This window comes from Phenylobacterium sp. (genome assembly GCF_019636135.1).
Classification (GTDB): Bacteria; Pseudomonadota; Alphaproteobacteria; order Caulobacterales; family Caulobacteraceae; genus Phenylobacterium.
This window is the reverse complement of record NZ_JAHBYD010000004.1, coordinates 121,251-137,485: the sequence shown is the minus strand read 5'-3', so window position 1 is coordinate 137,485 and position 16,235 is coordinate 121,251. Positions and strand designations below refer to the sequence as shown.

13 protein-coding genes and 1 tRNA gene are annotated in these 16,235 nt (G+C 73.3%); 7 read left to right on the top strand and 7 right to left on the bottom strand.

Features of this window, described 5'->3' with window-relative positions; genetic code table 11:
* Positions 1–106 precede the first annotated feature (106 nt).
* A complete protein-coding gene (locus KF737_RS04380; protein WP_296450734.1) occupies positions 107–940 on the top strand; it encodes an ABC transporter permease in 834 nt (277 codons plus the stop codon).
* 10 nt (positions 941–950) lie between these two features.
* Positions 951–1,697, top strand: coding sequence for an ABC transporter ATP-binding protein (locus KF737_RS04375; protein ID WP_296450732.1), 747 nt, complete (start codon positions 951–953; stop codon positions 1,695–1,697).
* Here the strand turns inward: KF737_RS04375 and KF737_RS04370 are convergent.
* Positions 1,694–2,881, bottom strand: coding sequence for an MFS transporter (locus tag KF737_RS04370; RefSeq protein WP_296450730.1), 1,188 nt, complete (start codon positions 2,879–2,881; stop codon positions 1,694–1,696). The genes KF737_RS04375 and KF737_RS04370 overlap by 4 nt on opposite strands.
* 8 nt (positions 2,882–2,889) lie before the next feature.
* Positions 2,890–4,575, bottom strand: coding sequence for a glycosyltransferase family 4 protein (locus tag KF737_RS04365; protein WP_296450727.1), 1,686 nt, complete (start codon positions 4,573–4,575; stop codon positions 2,890–2,892).
* 155 nt (positions 4,576–4,730) lie between these two features.
* Here KF737_RS04365 and KF737_RS04360 point away from each other — a divergent pair, with 155 nt between their 5' ends.
* From KF737_RS04360 to KF737_RS04340, 5 genes are all read left to right on the top strand, one after another.
* Positions 4,731–4,949, top strand: a complete 219-nt coding sequence (locus KF737_RS04360; RefSeq protein WP_296450725.1) for a hypothetical protein — start codon at positions 4,731–4,733, stop codon at positions 4,947–4,949.
* A gap of 92 nt (positions 4,950–5,041) precedes the next feature.
* Positions 5,042–5,725, top strand: coding sequence for a response regulator transcription factor (locus KF737_RS04355; RefSeq protein WP_296450723.1), 684 nt, complete (start codon positions 5,042–5,044; stop codon positions 5,723–5,725).
* A complete protein-coding gene (locus KF737_RS04350; protein WP_296450721.1) occupies positions 5,722–7,080 on the top strand; it encodes a sensor histidine kinase KdpD in 1,359 nt (452 codons plus the stop codon). The genes KF737_RS04355 and KF737_RS04350 overlap by 4 nt, the downstream gene beginning before the upstream one ends.
* A gap of 84 nt (positions 7,081–7,164) precedes the next feature.
* A complete protein-coding gene (mprF, locus tag KF737_RS04345) occupies positions 7,165–9,810 on the top strand; it encodes a bifunctional lysylphosphatidylglycerol flippase/synthetase MprF (RefSeq protein ID WP_296450720.1) in 2,646 nt (881 codons plus the stop codon).
* A gap of 90 nt (positions 9,811–9,900) precedes the next feature.
* The gene (locus KF737_RS04340) at positions 9,901–11,382 is read left to right on the top strand and encodes an AcvB/VirJ family lysyl-phosphatidylglycerol hydrolase (RefSeq protein WP_296450718.1); all 1,482 of its coding nucleotides are present in this window, start codon (positions 9,901–9,903) and stop codon (positions 11,380–11,382) included.
* Positions 11,383–11,422: 40 nt separating this feature from the next.
* Here the strand turns inward: KF737_RS04340 and KF737_RS04335 are convergent, their stop codons facing one another.
* The 5 genes from KF737_RS04335 to KF737_RS04315 all read right to left on the bottom strand — a co-directional run bounded on the left by KF737_RS04335 (position 11,423) and on the right by KF737_RS04315 (position 16,163).
* Positions 11,423–13,345 (bottom strand): DUF3604 domain-containing protein, encoded by a 1,923-nt coding sequence (locus KF737_RS04335; protein ID WP_296450717.1) that lies wholly within the window; start codon positions 13,343–13,345, stop codon positions 11,423–11,425.
* 16 nt (positions 13,346–13,361) lie between these two features.
* On the bottom strand, positions 13,362–13,505 hold the full coding sequence (locus tag KF737_RS04330) for a hypothetical protein (protein ID WP_296450715.1): 144 nt from the start codon (positions 13,503–13,505) through the stop codon (positions 13,362–13,364).
* Between the two features lie 122 nt (positions 13,506–13,627).
* Positions 13,628–13,704 (bottom strand) — tRNA-Arg (locus KF737_RS04325).
* Positions 13,705–13,797: 93 nt separating this feature from the next.
* Positions 13,798–15,090, bottom strand: a complete 1,293-nt coding sequence (locus KF737_RS04320; protein WP_296450713.1) for a hypothetical protein — start codon at positions 15,088–15,090, stop codon at positions 13,798–13,800.
* A 50-nt stretch (positions 15,091–15,140) separates the two neighbouring features.
* Entirely contained in the window at positions 15,141–16,163 is a 1,023-nt protein-coding gene (locus KF737_RS04315; protein WP_296450711.1) for a P1 family peptidase, read from the bottom strand.
* Positions 16,164–16,235 lie beyond the last annotated feature (72 nt).

Sequence of the window (16,235 nt, the reverse complement as noted above, 5' to 3'; positions counted from 1 at the left end):
ACGCCCGGCTAACATGGCGGCCGGACGGGCGCCATCCTTGCGCCGCGATACCCGCGCTGATACCTCGCGCGCCTGTCGTCGGGAGAGGCCGCCAGTCGGAGAGTCCATGGACACCGCCACCCACATGCTGCGGACCGGACGGCGCGGCGCGCTGTTCCAGTTGCAGATGGCGGCGCGGGACCTCCGAAACTCCTTCGCCCGGATCGGGCTGGCCTGGTCGCTGGCCACCCACGACGTGGCGTCGCGCTACCGCGGCTCGGTGCTGGGGCCGTTCTGGATCACGCTGTCGATGGGGTTGATGGTCCTGGGGATCGGCTTCCTCTACGCCAGCCTCTTCAAGTTGCCGGTCAACGAGTTCCTGCCCTACGTGGCGCTGGGGATCGTGTTCTTCGGCGTGATGACCGGCACGATCAACGAGGGCTGCGACACCTTCGTGCAGGCGTCGGGCATGCTGTCGCAGACGGCGCTGCCGATGTTCACCTTCGTCTGGCGCACCGTCTTCCGGAACCTGATCAACCTGGCGCACCACCTGGTGATCGTCGTCGGCATGCTGGCGTTCTACGGCACCTGGAAAGTCGCGAACCCGTTCCTGGCGCTGATCGGCATCGTGCTGATGCTCGTGAACGCGAGCTGGATCTCGCTGCTCGCCGGCATCGCCTCGGCGCGCTACCGCGACATCCCGCAGATCGTGGTCTCGATCATGCAGTTCGCGATCTTCATGACCCCGGTCTTCTGGCTGCCCAGCCGCTTCGGCGAGCACCAGATCTACCTCGACCTGAACCCCTTCTATCACCTGCTGCAGGCCGTCCGGGGGCCGCTCCTGGGCCAGCCCGTGCTGCCCGCCACCTACGTCGTGCTGGTCTCGATGGCCGTCGTCGGCTGGCTGGCCACCTTCCTCATCTTCGCCCGCACGCGGCGCCGGATCGTCCACTACCTATGACAACAGCCCAATGACCACGGCATCGATCCGCTGCGCGGACCTGACGCTCCGCTTCCCCGTCTACGGGGCCGACGCGAAGTCGCTGAAGAAGGCGCTGGCCCGGGCGGTCAGCGTGGGCGGCGCGCTGGGCCGCCACGCCGGCGTCACCGACGTGACCGCGCTGGCCGGCGTGAACCTGGAGCTGAAGGCCGGCGACCGCCTGGGGCTGATCGGCCACAACGGTTCGGGCAAGACCACCCTGCTGCGCGCGCTCTCCGGCGCCTACGAGCCGGACGAGGGGACCATCGACGTGCATGGCCGGATCGCCGCCCTCCTGGACCTGTCGCTGGGCATCGATCCCACCGCGACGGGCTACGAGAACATCCGTCTGCGTGGCCGGATCGCCGGCCTCTCCTCGCGCGAGATCGAGGCGAAGATGGACGAGATCGCCGAGTTCACCGGCCTCGGGCCGTTCCTGGCGATGCCGGTGAAGACCTATTCGGCCGGCATGCAGGGCCGCCTCGCCTTCGCCTCGGCCACCGCCGTCGAGGCCGACGTGCTCCTGATGGACGAGTGGATCGCCGTGGGCGACGCCGACTTCCAGAAGATGGCGCACAAGCGGCTGCTGAAGCTGGTCGAGCGGGCCGGCATCCTGGTGCTCGCGACCCACGAGCTGCCGCTGCTCAAGCTCTACTGCAACAAGGTGATGCGCCTGGAAGGCGGCGTCGCCTCCGAGGTCGTCGACATCCGCAAGGTCGAGCAGCTCCTGGCCGCCTAACCCTCCTCGGGCGGCCGCACGTCGCGGAACTGCCGCAGCAAGAGAAGGTCGTAGGTCGCCTTCAGCCCGCCGCCGATCAGCAGCGGCCAGGGGAAGACCGCGGCGCTGAACAGCAGGCCCGCGAGCGCCGGGCTGGCCGAGGCCGCGAGGCTGCGCGGCACGTTGGTGACCCCGGCCGCGGCGGCGCGCTCGGCCGGGGTCACCACCGCCATCACGTACGAACTGCGCGCCGGCACATCCATGTTGGAGAGCGCCGCGCGGATCGTCAGCAGCACGAGCACCGTCGCGAGGTTCGGCGCGAACGCACACGCCGCCACGCACAGGCAGGCCGGCAGGTGGGTGAAGACCATGGTCCGCACCAGCCCGATCCGCCGCGCGAGGCGCACGGCCGCGAACTGCGACACCGCGGTCAGGAGGCCCGTCCAGAAGAAGAAGGCCCCGGCTGCCGGCAGGCTCATCCCGAAACGGTGGAACAGCCACAGCGCCAGCAGCGACGAGATGATGAAGCCGCTGCCGAACGAGTCGAGGCTGAAGAGCGCCGCCAGTTGCAGCACGCGCTTGCGAGACGGCCCCAGCGCGGTCGGCGGCGGCGCGTCCTGCAGGGGCGCGGACGGGAGGCGGCGATAGAGCAGGAACGCCGCGGCGCCGATCAGGCCGTAGAGGACGAACGCGCCCTCGATCACCCCTCGGCGCGACACCCCGCCGACGCCGGCGATCGGGTCGACCAGCCCGACCGCGAGCGAGCCCACCGCCACGCCCAGGCCGCCCACGAAGCTGTAGCGGGCGAAGCGCGCCGTGCGGTCGCGGTCGGGCCCGGCCTGGGCCAGGACCGCCTGCTCCACGGGGGCGAACACGCTGACGTCACCGCCGGACGGGCTCAGCGTGCCCATGAACGCCACGACCACCAGCGGCCAGAAGGCGTGCGCCTGCGAGAACGCGAGGCCTGTCGCGAGCATGAGCCCGCAGGCGGCCATGAGCAGGCTGCGGCTGTGGAGCCGGTGGCCGGCGAGGCCCACGGCCAGCGTCAGCATCGCCGACCCCAGCATCGCCGAGGTCGCCACGACGCCGACCTGGAAGGCCGACAGCCCGAGGTCGGTCAGGTAGAGCGGCAGCAGCAGCGCCGTGAACCCGTCGCCGAAGGCGCGCAGGCCCTTGGCCGTCAGCAGGAGCCGGGCGGTGGACATCGCCGCCCTCAGGTCAGCCAGTCGACGAAGCCGTACTTGGCCAGCCAGGCCAGGCCCAGCTCGACGGCGCGGCGATGCGGCGCCGGAAAGGCGGCCAGCACCTCGCGCACGCTCGCCCCGCCGCGAGCGGCGATCACGGCCAGCGCCTGGGCGCAGGTCTCGGGCGGGGCGCGGAAGGCCGGGAAGCCGACATCCAGCGCCACGTCCCGGGCGCCGAGCACCGCGGCCTCCGTCGCGCCGGGCGCGGCGGTGAGGCGGGTGTCCAGCGTCAGGCCCGCGGTGGCGAAGCCGGCGAAGTCGCGGAACGGGTCGCCGCGCACCGGGTCGCCGGGCGGCCGCGCGACCGGGTCGGCGGCCGCGGCCCGCACCGCGGCGAGTTCATCGGCCAGGTCGTGGTACTGGCGCGCCACCACGGGCCAGTCGAAGGCCTGGGCGACGCGCGCCCGGCCCGCCTGCCCCATCCGCCGGCGCAGATCCGGGTCGCGGATCAGGGCGGCGATGGCCGCCGCGGCGCGGCCGACATGCACCGCCGTATGCTGGGCGACCGCGCCGACATAGGCCTGGTACGACGCCTGCTCCAGGGTGTGGCGCTCGATCAGATGGGCGCCCAGCCCGCCGGCCGTCGGGCCCATGAGCGTGGGCGCGAGAAAGCCCTCGACGCCGTCGCGGACGGTGGAGCGGTAGCCGTCCCAGTCGCTGGCCACCACCGGCAGGCCGGCCGCCATGGCCTCCAGCGGCGTGATGCCGAAGGTCTCCTGGATGTTGTCCACCAGCGACAGGAAGATGTCGCCGGCCGCCCACAGCTCCCCCAGCAGGCCGGCGTCGTTGCCGTCGAGGTAGCGCACGTCGACGTCGGGCGCGTGGGCGCGCGCCGCCTGCTCGTAGTGGGCGCGGTCGCCGTCCCCGGGGAACCAGCCGGCGAGGCCGAAGGCCACCCGCACGCCGGTCTCCGCGGCGGCCGCCTGCACCGCCTTGAACATCGGCTGCGGGAAGGCCTTCTCGTAGTAGGACAGCCGCCCGACCCAGAGCACCAGCACGTCGCCGTCGGCCAGGCCCAGTTCGGCGCGGCGCCGCGCGCGGACCTCCGGCCGGTCGGCGAGCGCGGCGAAGCGGCCGGCGTCCACGCCCAGCGGGATCACCGGCAGCGCGGGGCGCGGCGGCGCACGGCCGCCGGTGCGCTCAGCCAGGTGCTCGCCCCAGCCGGCGAACATGGCCTCCAGGTTCCCGCGCACGGCGGGCGAGGTGCAGATCAGCGCGTCCCAGGGGTGCATGGGCGCGACCTGGGTGCTGGCGATGAACTGCCGCATCATCGGCGGCGCCAGCGTGTGGATGAGGCCCACCAGGCTGTAGGCCCGGTCCGAGGCAAGCCGCCGGCGGCGCCAGGCGAGATCCGAGAGTTCGGGCTGGCCGCGGAGAAGCATGCCCGCCTCCACAGGTGCGTTCGAGTGGACGAGAAGGCCCGCGCCGATCTCGGTCCTGCGCGGCGCGCCCGCGAACAGCTCGTCGGCCAGGCCCGTGTCGTCGAACGGCGCCAGCCCCAGCATGTCGATCCGCGCCCAGCCCCCGTGCTGCGCCAGCGCCTGCCAGAGCTGCGCATTGGCCACGTCCTTGCCGAATGGATTGGTCTTCGGCGCCAGCCGCCCGGGCGGATGCAGGATGGCCAGGCGGCCGCGCGGCTCGGATGCAGACGTCATGCCGCCTTTCTAGCCAAGGCCGCGCCGCCTGCGAAACGCCGTCGGCGCCGGGCCTCTCACACCGATGTAAGTTTCGGGCCGCAGGCGGTGTGGGCCGGGCGCGGTCTTCTCGTCGTCACCGGCGCCACAGCCGCCCGGTCGCCAAGGAGTCCCACATGCGCAACGTCCTCGTCCCGGCCGCCCTCGCCGCGAGCCTCGCCCTCGGCCCGACGGCCTTCGCCGCCGCCCCTGCGCCCAAGCCCGCGCCCGCCGCGGCCCGGACCGCCGCCCCCCACGGCGGCAAGCAGCAGGCCTGTGAAGCCGCCTGGACGGCGCAGAAGAGCCACACGGGCACGCGCGCCGCCTTCATGAAGGCCTGCGTCTCCAAGGGCTGACGCCAGGGCCGTCCGCCTTCGCGCTTCAGGCGGCCGCAGGCCCGTTTGCCTCGCTGGACGATCCGCGTAGGGTCGCGGCCAAGGAGACCCGCATGAGCCGCCGAATCCTCGTCGTGGAGGACGACGCCGAGACCGCCGATTTCCTGGCGAAGAGCCTGCGCCAGGACGGGTTCACCGTCGAGCACGTGGCCGACGGGCGCGACGGCCTCTTCATGGGCTCCGGCTCCGGGTTCGACCTCATCGTCATGGACCGCATGCTGCCGACCATGGACGGGCTCAGCGTGGTGAAGGCCCTGCGCGCGGCCGGCGTCGAGACGCCGATCCTCATCCTCAGCGCCCTGGCCCACATCGACGAGCGGGTGAAGGGCCTGCGGGCCGGCGGCGACGACTACATCACCAAGCCGTTCGGCTACTCCGAGGTGGCCGCCCGGATCGAGAACCTGCTGCGCCGCAAGCCCGGCAAGGAGGTGGAGACCGAGCTCCGTTGCGGCGACCTCAGCGTCGACCTGCTCACGCGCCGCGTCACCCGCGCGGGCCGGGGCGTCGACCTGCTGCCGCGCGAGTTCAAGCTGCTGGAGTACTTCCTGCGCCACAAGGACCGGGTCGTGACCCGCACCATGCTGCTGGAGCAGGTCTGGGACTACCGGTTCGATCCGCACACCAGCGTCGTCGACACCCACATCAGCCGCCTGCGCAAGAAGATCGACGAAGGGTTCGAGACGCCGCTGCTGCACACCCTGCGCGGCACGGGCTATCGCCTCTCCGAGCGGCCATGAGCCGACCGCCCCCTGCGCAGCTCCGTCCGGGCCGGCTCGTCCTGGCGCTGGTGGTCGCCGCGGTCGCCGCGCTGCTCGCCGGCGTCGGCCTGATCGACGCGGTGGGAGAGCGGATCATCGCCGAGCGCCAGCGCGAGGTCGCCGCCTCGGCCCGGGACTACTTCGTCGCCTTCGCGCATGTGGAAGGCCTCGCCCCGCTGGCCAGGGCCCTCGACCGCAAGGAGCGCGCCCATGCCGTGGAAGGCTTCCGCTATGCGGTGTTCGCCAACGACGGCGCCCTGCTGGGCGGGGTGCGCCTGCTGCCGTGGTCGCAGCTTCCGCCGCCGGGCCTGACGCAGGTGCAGATCCGGGAGAACGGGAAGCCTTCGCCCTGGTCGGTGCTGGTCCAGCCCATCGCCACGGGCGGGACCCTGGTGGTCTACGAGGACCTGACCGAACGGACGCGCCTGCGCCAGACCTTCGCGGTCGGCGCCGGCGTTTCCCTGGCCGTGGCCCTGGGCGCGCTCCTGGCCGTCAGCCTCTGGATCGCCCGGGTGGTCTACACGCGCGCCGAGGCCATCGCGCGGACGGCGGGCGACATCGCGGCGGGGAAGACCTCCGCGCGCGCCCCCAGCACGCCCGGCGGCGACGTCTTCGACCGGCTGGGCGGCGCCATCAACGCGATGCTCGACCGCAACGAGGAGCTGATGACCGGCCTGCAGATGGTCACCGACAGCCTGGCCCACGACCTGCGCTCGCCGCTCACGCGCATGAAGGGCTCGCTGTCCCGCGCCCTGGACGCCGGGATCGACGATGCGGCGCGGATCGAGCTGATCGGGCAGGCGTGGGACCAGGCGGACCAGGCGCTGGCCACCGCAGGCGCGCTGCTGGACATCGCCCGCGCCGAGACCGGGGTGTCGCGCGACATGTTCCAGCCCGTGGACCTCGGCGCGCTGCTCGAGGAGGTCGCCGACCTCTTCGCGCCGGTCGTGGAGGACGCCGGCCAGACCCTGCATGTCGCGCCGGCGCGGAACGTGACCCTGGAGGGTCACGAGGTGCTGCTGCGGCAGGCGATCGGCAACCTCATCCACAATGCGGCGCGCCATGCCGGGAGCGGGGCGCGGGTGGAGGTCCGCGTCGCCGCGGACGGCGACGGCGTCCGCTGCATCGTCGCCGACGACGGGCCCGGCATTCCCGAGGCCGACCGCGGCCGCGTCGTCGAGCGGTTCGTGCGCCTGGATCGCGCCCGCACCACCTCCGGGTCCGGGCTCGGCCTGGCCATCGCGGCGGCATGCGCCAAGCTGCACCGCGGCCGCCTCCTGCTGGAGGACAACGCGCCCGGCCTCCGCGTGGTCCTGGAGCTCTCGCGGGCCTGAGCGCGCCTCAACTTCCTGCAAGGTTGACGACGGGTCCGCCGACAGCCGGGCGGGCCAGGATCGGGGACCCGTGAGGAGACCCCGATGACCGAGGTGGGCCAGGCGCTCCGTCCGACGCCGGCTGTTCAGCCGGCGCCGGTTCCGCTCCAATGCGGCGACGCGTTCCGGACAGGGGCCGACATGCGCCAGACCTTCTTCCGCTGGGCGGGCCGCGCCGCCCCGTTCCTGCTGCTGCTGGCGGCCGCCTGGGTGCTCTGGCGCGAGTTCCACGGGCTGCGGCTCGAACAGGTGGCGGCCGAGGCCGTCGCCTGGGGCCCCGCGCCTCTCGCCGCCGCGGCCGGCCTCACGGCGGCCAGCTTTGGCCTCCTGGCGCTGATCGAGGCGCTGGGCCTGCGCTGGGCCGGGGTGAAGGCGCCCTTCCGCACCAGCACGCTGGGCGCGTTCTGCGGCAACGCCTTCGCCCACACCCTGGGGTTCGCCCTGGTGACCGGCACGGCGATCCGCGCGCGGCTCTACGCGCCCTATGGCGCATCGCTGGCGACGGTGGCGCAGGTCACCGCCTTCTACGGCGTCACCTTCGGCCTGGGCATGGCCGGCCTCGGCGGCCTCGTCCTGGCCCTCGAGCCCGGCCTCGCCGCGGCCGTACTGCCGGTCTCGCCCGCGCTGGCGCGGGGGCTCGGCCTGCTGCTGCTGTCGGGCCCGGCGACCTACGTCGCGGCCTGCGCGACGCTGCGCGGCCAGGTGACGATCCTCGGCCACGCCCTGTCCCTGCCGCCGCTCCGGACCGCGCTGGCCCAGGTCGGCCTGGGCCTCGTGGACACCGCGGTCACCGCCGCCGTGGCCTGGGTCCTCCTGCCCCATCTCGCGGTGGCCTACCAGGCCTTCGTCGGCCCCTACGTCCTGGCGACCTTCGTGGGCCTGGTGAGCCACGTGCCCGGCGGCGCCGGCGTGTTCGAGGGCGTGATCCTGACCCTGCTGCCGGAGGCGTCGCGCTCGGCCCTGGCCGCCGCGTTCCTGGGGTACCGCCTGATCTACTACGTCGTTCCGCTGACCCTGGCCGCCGGCGTCCTCGTCCGCACCGGCCTGGCCGAAGGCACGGGTCTCGCCCGGGTCCGGCGCTCCTGGGCGATCGCCGCCCCCGCCGTGCTGTCGGTCGCGGCCTTCGCGCTCGGCGCGCTGCTGATCCTCACGGCCGTCGGGCGCATCGCGCCCGAGCGCCTCGCCGTGCTCAGGGCCACCGTGCCCCTGCTGGTCCTGGAGACCAGCCACCTCCTGTCGCTGGTCGCCGGCCTCGCGCTGATGGCGGCGGCGCTGGGCCTCATGCGCCGGCGCCGCCAGGCGGTGGGCGTCGCCGCGCTCGCCGCCGCCGTCGGGGCTTCCACCGCCCTCCTGCGCGGGCTCGATCTCGGGCCGGCGCTCCTCACCGCCGTCTTCGGCGTGGCGCTCGTCCTGTCGCGCCGGGCCTTCCGGCGGCGCGGGGCGTGGAGCGACGGCCAGTGGATCTCCTGGTGGTCGGCCGGCCTGCTCGCCGTCGTGACCGGGGCCGCCGCGCTCGGGCTCTGGATCTACGCCGACACGCCCTTCGAGACGCACCTGCTGGCCGACGTGGGCTACCGCGCCGACCCGGCCCGCTTCCTCCGCGGCCTGGCCGTGCTGGGCGCCGCCCTGCTGGCGGCCGGCGCCTCGGTGCTCGCCCGCGCGGGCACGGCCCACGCCGACGTGGCGGGAGACGCCGGGATCGACGCGGTCCGGCCGCTCGTCGAGGCCTGCCCCGACACCACCGCCCGGCTCGCCCTGATCGGCGACAAGGCGCTGCTCCGCGCCCCGGACGACGCCGCCTTCGTCATGTACGGCGCCCAGGGCCGCAGCCTGATCAGCATGGGCGATCCCGTGGGCGACCGGGACGCCGGTCGCCGGCTGCTGTGGAAACTCAAGGAGACCGCCGACCGCGCCGATGCGCGCCTGGTGATCTACCACGGCACGCCGGACTGGCTGGTCGACTACCTGGACCTCGGCCTCGTCCTGCTCAAGCTCGGCGAGGAAGCCAAGGTGCCCCTGGCCGATTTCAGCCTGGTGGGCGGCCGCCGGCGCAACCTGCGCCAGGCCCACGCGCGCGCCCAGCGCGACGGCCTGACCTTCGAACTGGTCTGCGCGCCGCCGTCCGAGGCGCTGCTGACGCAGCTCGAGGCGATCTCCGAGGCCTGGCTCCTGGCGCACGGGGGGACGGAGAAGGGCTTCTCGCTGGGCCGCTTCGACCCGGCGGTGCTGCGCCACGACCCCGTCGCCCTCGTGCGGCACGAGGGGCGCATCGTGGCGTTCGCGAACGTCTGGACCGGCGGCCGGGTCGAGGCCTCCGTCGACCTGATGCGGCACGTGCCGTCCCACGCCGGCGGGGTCATGGACTTCCTCTTCATCGAACTGATGCGCTGGGCGCGGGCGGAGGGCTACCAGCGCTTCAACCTCGGCCTCGCGCCGCTCGCCGGCCTCAACGAGCACCCGCTGGCGCCCCTGTGGCACAAGGTCGGCGGCGAGGTCGCGCGCCGGGGCGCACGGTTCTACGGGTTCCAGGGGCTGCGCGCCTTCAAGGCCAAGTTCGATCCGGTCTGGACGCCGCGCTATCTCGCCGCCCCGCCCCTCGCGCTCGCCGGCGCCCTCATCGACGTGACGCGGCTCGTCGGGCGGGAAGCGGCCCCGCGTCCAAGCCTCACCCCAAGTCTCACAAAGCCGTAAGCCTGACGAGACGCCGGCGCCGGCTTCGGGCGCGAGAAGGGGACCGCGCGGAGAGCGACCGCGCCGCCCGTCTCAGCCCCGGGGCCCGACATGAACCTGATCCGCACCCTGATCGCCGGCGCCGCCGTCGCGGCGCTCACGACCGCCACCTTCGCCGCCACCCGGCCGCCGGCGCCCCCTGCTCCGCCCGCACCCGCGCCGCTCGCCGCGGCGCCCGCCAACGGCCCCATGACCGAGACGGGCTACCGCTTCGGCCCGGCCGGCCCGGTGACCGTCTACCGCACCTCGAAGGAGCCCGGCCGCTTCGTGGTGTTCGTCTCGGGCGACGGCGGCTGGAACCAGGGCGTGGTCGACATGGCGCGCCAACTGGCCCGCATGGACGCGACCGTCGTGGGCGTCGACATCCGCAGGTACCTGGCCCAGACCCAGGCCGGCGCCGAGGCCTTCTACCCCGCCGGCGACTTCGCCGCCCTGGCGCAGGCCGTCCAGAAGGACCTCGGCTTCACGCGCTACCATCGCCCCGTCGTCGTCGGCTACTCCTCGGGCGCCACGATCGCCTACGGCGCCCTGGCCCAGGCGCCGGCCGCCACCTTCCAGGGCGCGATCGCGCTCGGCTTCTGCCCCGACCTCAAGACCCCGAAGCCGATGAGCGCGGGCGTCGGCAAGCTCGCCCACCGCCCCGATCCCGCGCTCGGCTTCGTCTATGCGCCCTCGGCGACGCTCACCGCGCCGTTCATCGTCATGCAGGGCGGCCGGGACGAGACCTGCCCCGCCGCCCAGGCGCACGCCTTCATGGCGCAGGTCCCCCGCGGCCGCATCGTCGACCTGCCGAAGGTGGGCCACGGCTACTCCGTGCCCGCGAACTGGGCGCCGCGGCTCGCGACCGCCTTCGCCAGCCTGTACCCGGCCGCGTCCGCGCCGGCCGCCCCGGTCGCCTCGGGATCGGCGGCCCGGCGCCTGGCCGGCCTGCCGCTGGTCGAGGTGAACGCGCCCGGCCACGGCGACACCATGGCGGTGCTCTATTCCGGCGACGGCGGCTGGGCCGGCATCGACCAGGGCCTCGCGGCGGGGCTCTCCAGGGGTGGGGTGCCCGTCGTGGGCTACGACGCCCTGCGTTATTTCTGGACCGCGCGCACGTCCGACGAGGCGGCGCGCGACCTCACCGCCGTCCTGCGCCGCTACATGGCCGCCTGGGGCAGGTCCAGGGTGATCCTGGCCGGCTATTCGTTCGGCGCCGACGCCCTGCCGGCCATCGTCGCGCGCCTGCCGCCCGACATCCGCAGCCACGTCCGCCTCGTGGCCCTCGTGGGCGTCAGCAAGGACGGCGAGCTGGAGTTCCGGCCCGGCGACTGGCTGAACCTAACCGCGTCCAGCGCCTATCCCCTGGCGCCGGTCCTGCAGGGGCTGCGCGACGTGCCGAAGGTCTGCATCTACGGCGACCGCGAGCGCAACGACGCCTGCCCCGGCTTCGCGCCCGGACTGATCCAGCCGATCAGGGTCGCCGGCGACCACCACTTCGACGGCGACTACGCGCCGGTCAGCAACGCCATCCTCCGCGCCGCCGGGATCTGAGGCCGGATCCCGGGGACAGGCCGGCCCACCGATACCCGCGCTAGGCGGTGGGCTCGAACCAGATGGGCGAGGACCAGGCGCGTTCCATGATGGTGGGTTGCAGGTTCGGGTTGGGCGGCGTGCCGTTGCGCAGCGCGTCCCAGGTCGACCAGCGGCAGGACGGGTTCTCCAGCACGCGGACGTAGTAGAAGGCCCGCTGCCTCGGGTTGAACTCGGGGTCCTTCCAGACCGTCCGCAGCTCCACGTCGCCCTTGAAGCGGTCGGGCTCGCAGGTCTTCAGGTTCACGGTCGCGCCGTTGTCGCCGCAGCGGCTGTTCGCGCCGACCTTGAGGCCGTCCGAACAGGCCACGTCGAACACCTTCTCCTTCGCCTGGCCGTTCTCGATCCAGCCCTTCACCACCTGGGCGCGCTGGAGATAGCCGCCGCGCGGGTCACGCACGGCCCAGACCAGGAAGCTGGGCGCGCGGCCCTTCGAGGCCAGCAGGTCGCCGCCCATGGGCACGCCGTGGGCATAGGCCTGGCGCACGGTGTCGGTCCGGGTCAGCAGGTCGGCCGGCAGGTCGTAGCCCGCGAAGAAGCGCACCTTGATGCGGGGCCCTGACGTCGCGAAGGTCTCCCTGCGCCGCAGCGCCGCGTAGAGAGCGCCGCGGCTGTTCTCCTCGGCCCAGATGCCGGCGAGGCCCGACGCGCCCCAGGTCTTGTAGCGCCCGCCCGCGGCGGCCGATTCGTCGTCGCCCCAGGTCCTCGCGCCCTTTGCCGGAATCGAGCCCCGCCGCTCTGGCGTGGCGTCGGACAGGCCGGCCTTGCTGAAGTAGTTGGGCTCCTCGACGCTGCCCGGGGCGGCGTTGTGGGTGTCGGAGCCGCCGACGAAGCCGAGCTTGAACGGGTTCACGCCCAGCTTCTGGCGGTGGAGAATTCCGTCCTCGAGCGCGCGTCGCACGTAGCCGCCATCGAACTTGGTGATCGGCTTTTCCGCCCCGATGTAGCTCTCCATGATCTCGAAGTTGGCCCACTCGTCGTTAGGCGAGAGGGACGGATGCGCCTCGGACGTCCCCTTGGTCTGGCTGATCTCCACCAGCGGTTCGTTGCGGGCGCGCATCTCGGCGTAGGCCCTGTCGAGGGGACGTCCGCTCATACGGCTGCCGTCGAACATCAGGCCGTCGGACCCGTTGGAATTGTGCGGGATCGCGAGGGCTTCGACGCCCTTCGCCCGCCAGGCGTCCATCTTGCGCCAGAGATCTTCCGGGTCGTTGGAGTCGCTGGTCGAATACGGCAGGCTTGGCACGTTCGCCGTCTGGAAGATGACGTTGCGATGGAGATTGCGCCCTTCCAGCCCCGACGTGAACTCATATCCGACGAACGTGGTGAAGCGTCCCGGCGCGTAGTTGCGCGCGGCGGCGTCCTGCACCTCGCGCCAGGCTCGCGACACGATCGCGGGGTCGTTGAACTCCGCCGGCAACGTCCCGTCGCGCCTCGCCTGGCCGTATGCCCTGAAGGCCCGCTGAATCTCGTTGAGGTCAGGGCTCATCAGCCCCTTGCTGAACGGAAGCTTCGACAGCGGGTTCACCGGGTCGGCTGCTTCCCGGATGACGCCCATGTACTCCGCATGATCCGTGACGGCCACGAAATCCAAGGGGCCGCCCTGAAGACGGACATCGAAGCCGGCGGCGTGTCCGATCGCCTCCCCCTTGGCGAACCGGTAGGCATCGTCCGGCGTCCTGCGGACGTTGAAGATGTAGGCGTCGTTGGACAGGTAGGTGTGGACATGCAGGTCGCCGAAATAGGCGTTGCGGTCGGCGTTGTAGCCGGGCAGGCGCTGCGTCGCCGCCGGCGCCTTGGCCGCTGACGCCGGGCTTGCGGCGGGGGCGGCGCGCGCCGGTTTCTGTTGCGCGACCTGGGCGCCGATGGCCCCGCCGCCCACCACCACGCCGCCCACCACCGCCACGCCGACGACGGCGGGCATTGTCTGGCGGATGGTTTCAAGGAATCTGCGCTTCGGCATGGTCGGCGTCCTCACCCAGGGCCTGAATCGGCGGCGGGCGCTCGACCCTGTTCTGCGCAGGGCTCCGGCCGGCCGCATGTCGCCCGCCGAGCGCCGCCGCGCCCGCGGCGGATGCGGACATGCCCGGAGCTTATGTCGCGCGCGCCCCACGCGGGGAGAGCCCACGATTTCCCATACCCATGCCTTCACGCCATGGCCCCACCCGCCGGCGCACGAGCCGCATCTTCAACGATGGAGAGAAAATGGCGCGCCCGGAACGATTCGAACGTCCGACCCTCAGATTCGTAGTCTGATGCTCTATCCAGCTGAGCTACGGGCGCGTCTGGCCTTTCGGCGAGGGCGCGGAACCTAGTTGCAGGGCGGGGGGAGCGCAAGCCCCCTTCCGCGCCTTTTTCCGCGCGCCTCCGGAAGCCCTATCGCCGGGGGAACGGCAGGCCGCCCAGGATGCCCTGCTTGAGGATGTCGCCGGCGCTCGGCGCCTTGGGCGGCTGGCCGGGGGGCGGCGGCTGGCCCGCGCCGGGATAGCCGCCGGCCTGGCGGCCGCCGTCCATCTGCGGCATCGCCATGCCCAGCAGCCCGCCCGTCGCCGAGCGGTAGCGGACCTTCACCGCCCACTCCTGGTTCCAGGCGATCTTCGGGTTGGTCGGCCGGGGCGGATAGACGAAGTTGGCCTCGCCGCCATAGGCCGCGAGCTGGACGATACCGCCGCCGCCACCGCCGCCGCCCAGGGCGTCCATCACCTCCTTGGGCACCTTGCAGGCGCGGGTGGCCGGGCCCATCAGGGTGCGGTTGGCGACCAGGCGCGCGATGTCGCCGGTGGAGAGGTAGTCCATCACCCCGAAGGGCGCGGCCTGCAGCTCGGACGACGTCCACATGACCACGGTGTCGCCGGCGCCGCCCATGGCGCTGGCGAAATAGGCCTGGGCGTTGCCGACCAGGTTCCAGCCGAGGTCGACCCCGCCCACGGCGTTGCGCTGGTTGGTCGCGAGGTTGAGCGGGCCCAGGAAATCCTGGTCCTCGCCCAGCATGAAGCTGATCTCGGGGCTGTAGTTGCCCTGGATCGTGTGCGGTCCGATCAGCGAGCCGTTCGGCGGGACGGTGGTCTTCGTCTGGCTGTTGGGCCACTCGCCGTAGGTCTTGTTGCGGGCGGGCGACGGCGGCTGCATCGGGCGGTAGTCGATCGCCTTGAAGACCCCGGCCATCGCCTGCGGGTTGGAGGTCATGGTGGCGAAGTCGATCACCACCGGCTGGCCCGGCTTGGCGTGCTCGCCGCAGCCCCAGAAGATCAGCATCCTGCCGCGCGGCTTCTGGTACTCGCGCGGGATGTACTCGGGCGTGTCCTCGCGGACCGGGGTGGAGGCCTTCGGGCTCAGCAGCGGCAGGCTGGCGCCGGCCTGCAGGCCGCGGGGCGGCAGGTGCTCGGCGGCCGGCGCGCCCGACGGCGGCTGGCTCGAGCCGAGCTGCAGGTTCAGCGTCTTGGTCGCGCCGCCGCCCCCGCCCATCATCATGCGCATCATCGCGCCCGCGTCGGGCTTGCCGCCGCCGCCCATGGCGGGCATGCCGAAGCCCGTCTGGGTCTGGGCGCTCATCCAGTAGACGGCGACGGGGCCGGTGACCTTCTGCTGCTGGGCCGAGGCGCCCGCGGCGCAGGTCGCGGCCAGTGCTGCAACGCCCGCGAGCAGCGCGAGGCGACGTCCGAGACGCATGGGAAGACTCTCCTGAACTAACCCGTTCCCTCAAACTACCAGCGGCCCCGTCAGGCCGGAAGGTCCCGCCAGCAGGTGACATACGAGCCGGGCCACGGCGTGGCTTCAAAGACCCCGCGCGCGACGGCGCGGGCCAGCACGTCGGCGGCCAGCGCGCCCAGCCGGGCCAGCGTGTAGGGCGCAGGCCCGGCCAGCGGCCTGCGGCCGGTGGAGAGCGCGAAGACGACGTCGCCGTCGAAGGGCGCGTGGACGGGGCGGATGGCGCGGGCCAGGCCGTCCTGGGCCATGACGGCGAGCCGCCTGGCCTGGGCCGGCGTCAGGGCCGCGTCGGTGGCGACGCAGGCGATGGTGGTGTTGCGCTGGTCGGCGGGGCGCTTGGCCGGGCCCCAGTCGTCGGGCGGGCCCACGAGGCCGGCCGCGCCCAGTCCGCCGAATTCGTCGCCCAGCTCGAACGGGGCGGCCCAGAAGGTGCGCCCGCCCGGCGCGACGACCGAGCCCCAGCTATTGACGCCCACGACCGCGCCCACCGTGTAGCCGTCCGGCGTGACCGACGAGGCCGAGCCGGTCCCGCCCTTCAGCGTCCCGGCCATGGCGCCCACGCCGCAACCGGCGGTCCCGAGCGCGAGCTCCAGGCCCGCCGCCTCGATCGCCGCGCGCCCCAGCGCGCGGTAGGGCGGGTCCTCGCCCCAGGCCTTGTCGCCGCCGTTGGCGACGTCGAACAGGATGGCGGCCGGGACCACGGGCGACTTGGGGATGCCGTCGACCATGCCGTAGCCGCGCCCCCGCGCGCCCAGCCAGCCCACCACGCCGTCCGCCGCAGCCAGGCCGTAGACCGAGCCGCCGGAGAGGACCACGGCGTCCACCGCATCCACCAGGGTCTCCGGCGCCAGGGCGTCGGTCTCGCGGGTGCCGGGCGCGCCGCCGCGCACGTCCACGGCGCAGACGGCGCGGTCGTCGGGCAGGATCACGGTGACCCCGGTGCGCACGGCCATGTCCTGCGCCTGCCCGACCTTCAGGCCCGGCACGTCGGTGATCAGGTTGCGCGCGCCCGCGCCGGCTCGATTCGCCGCCATGCGCGGACCTCGCATGTGCGCGCCCTTGTTGTCCACGCGGCCGAGGCCGCTATGGTCGCGTTCCGTATCCGA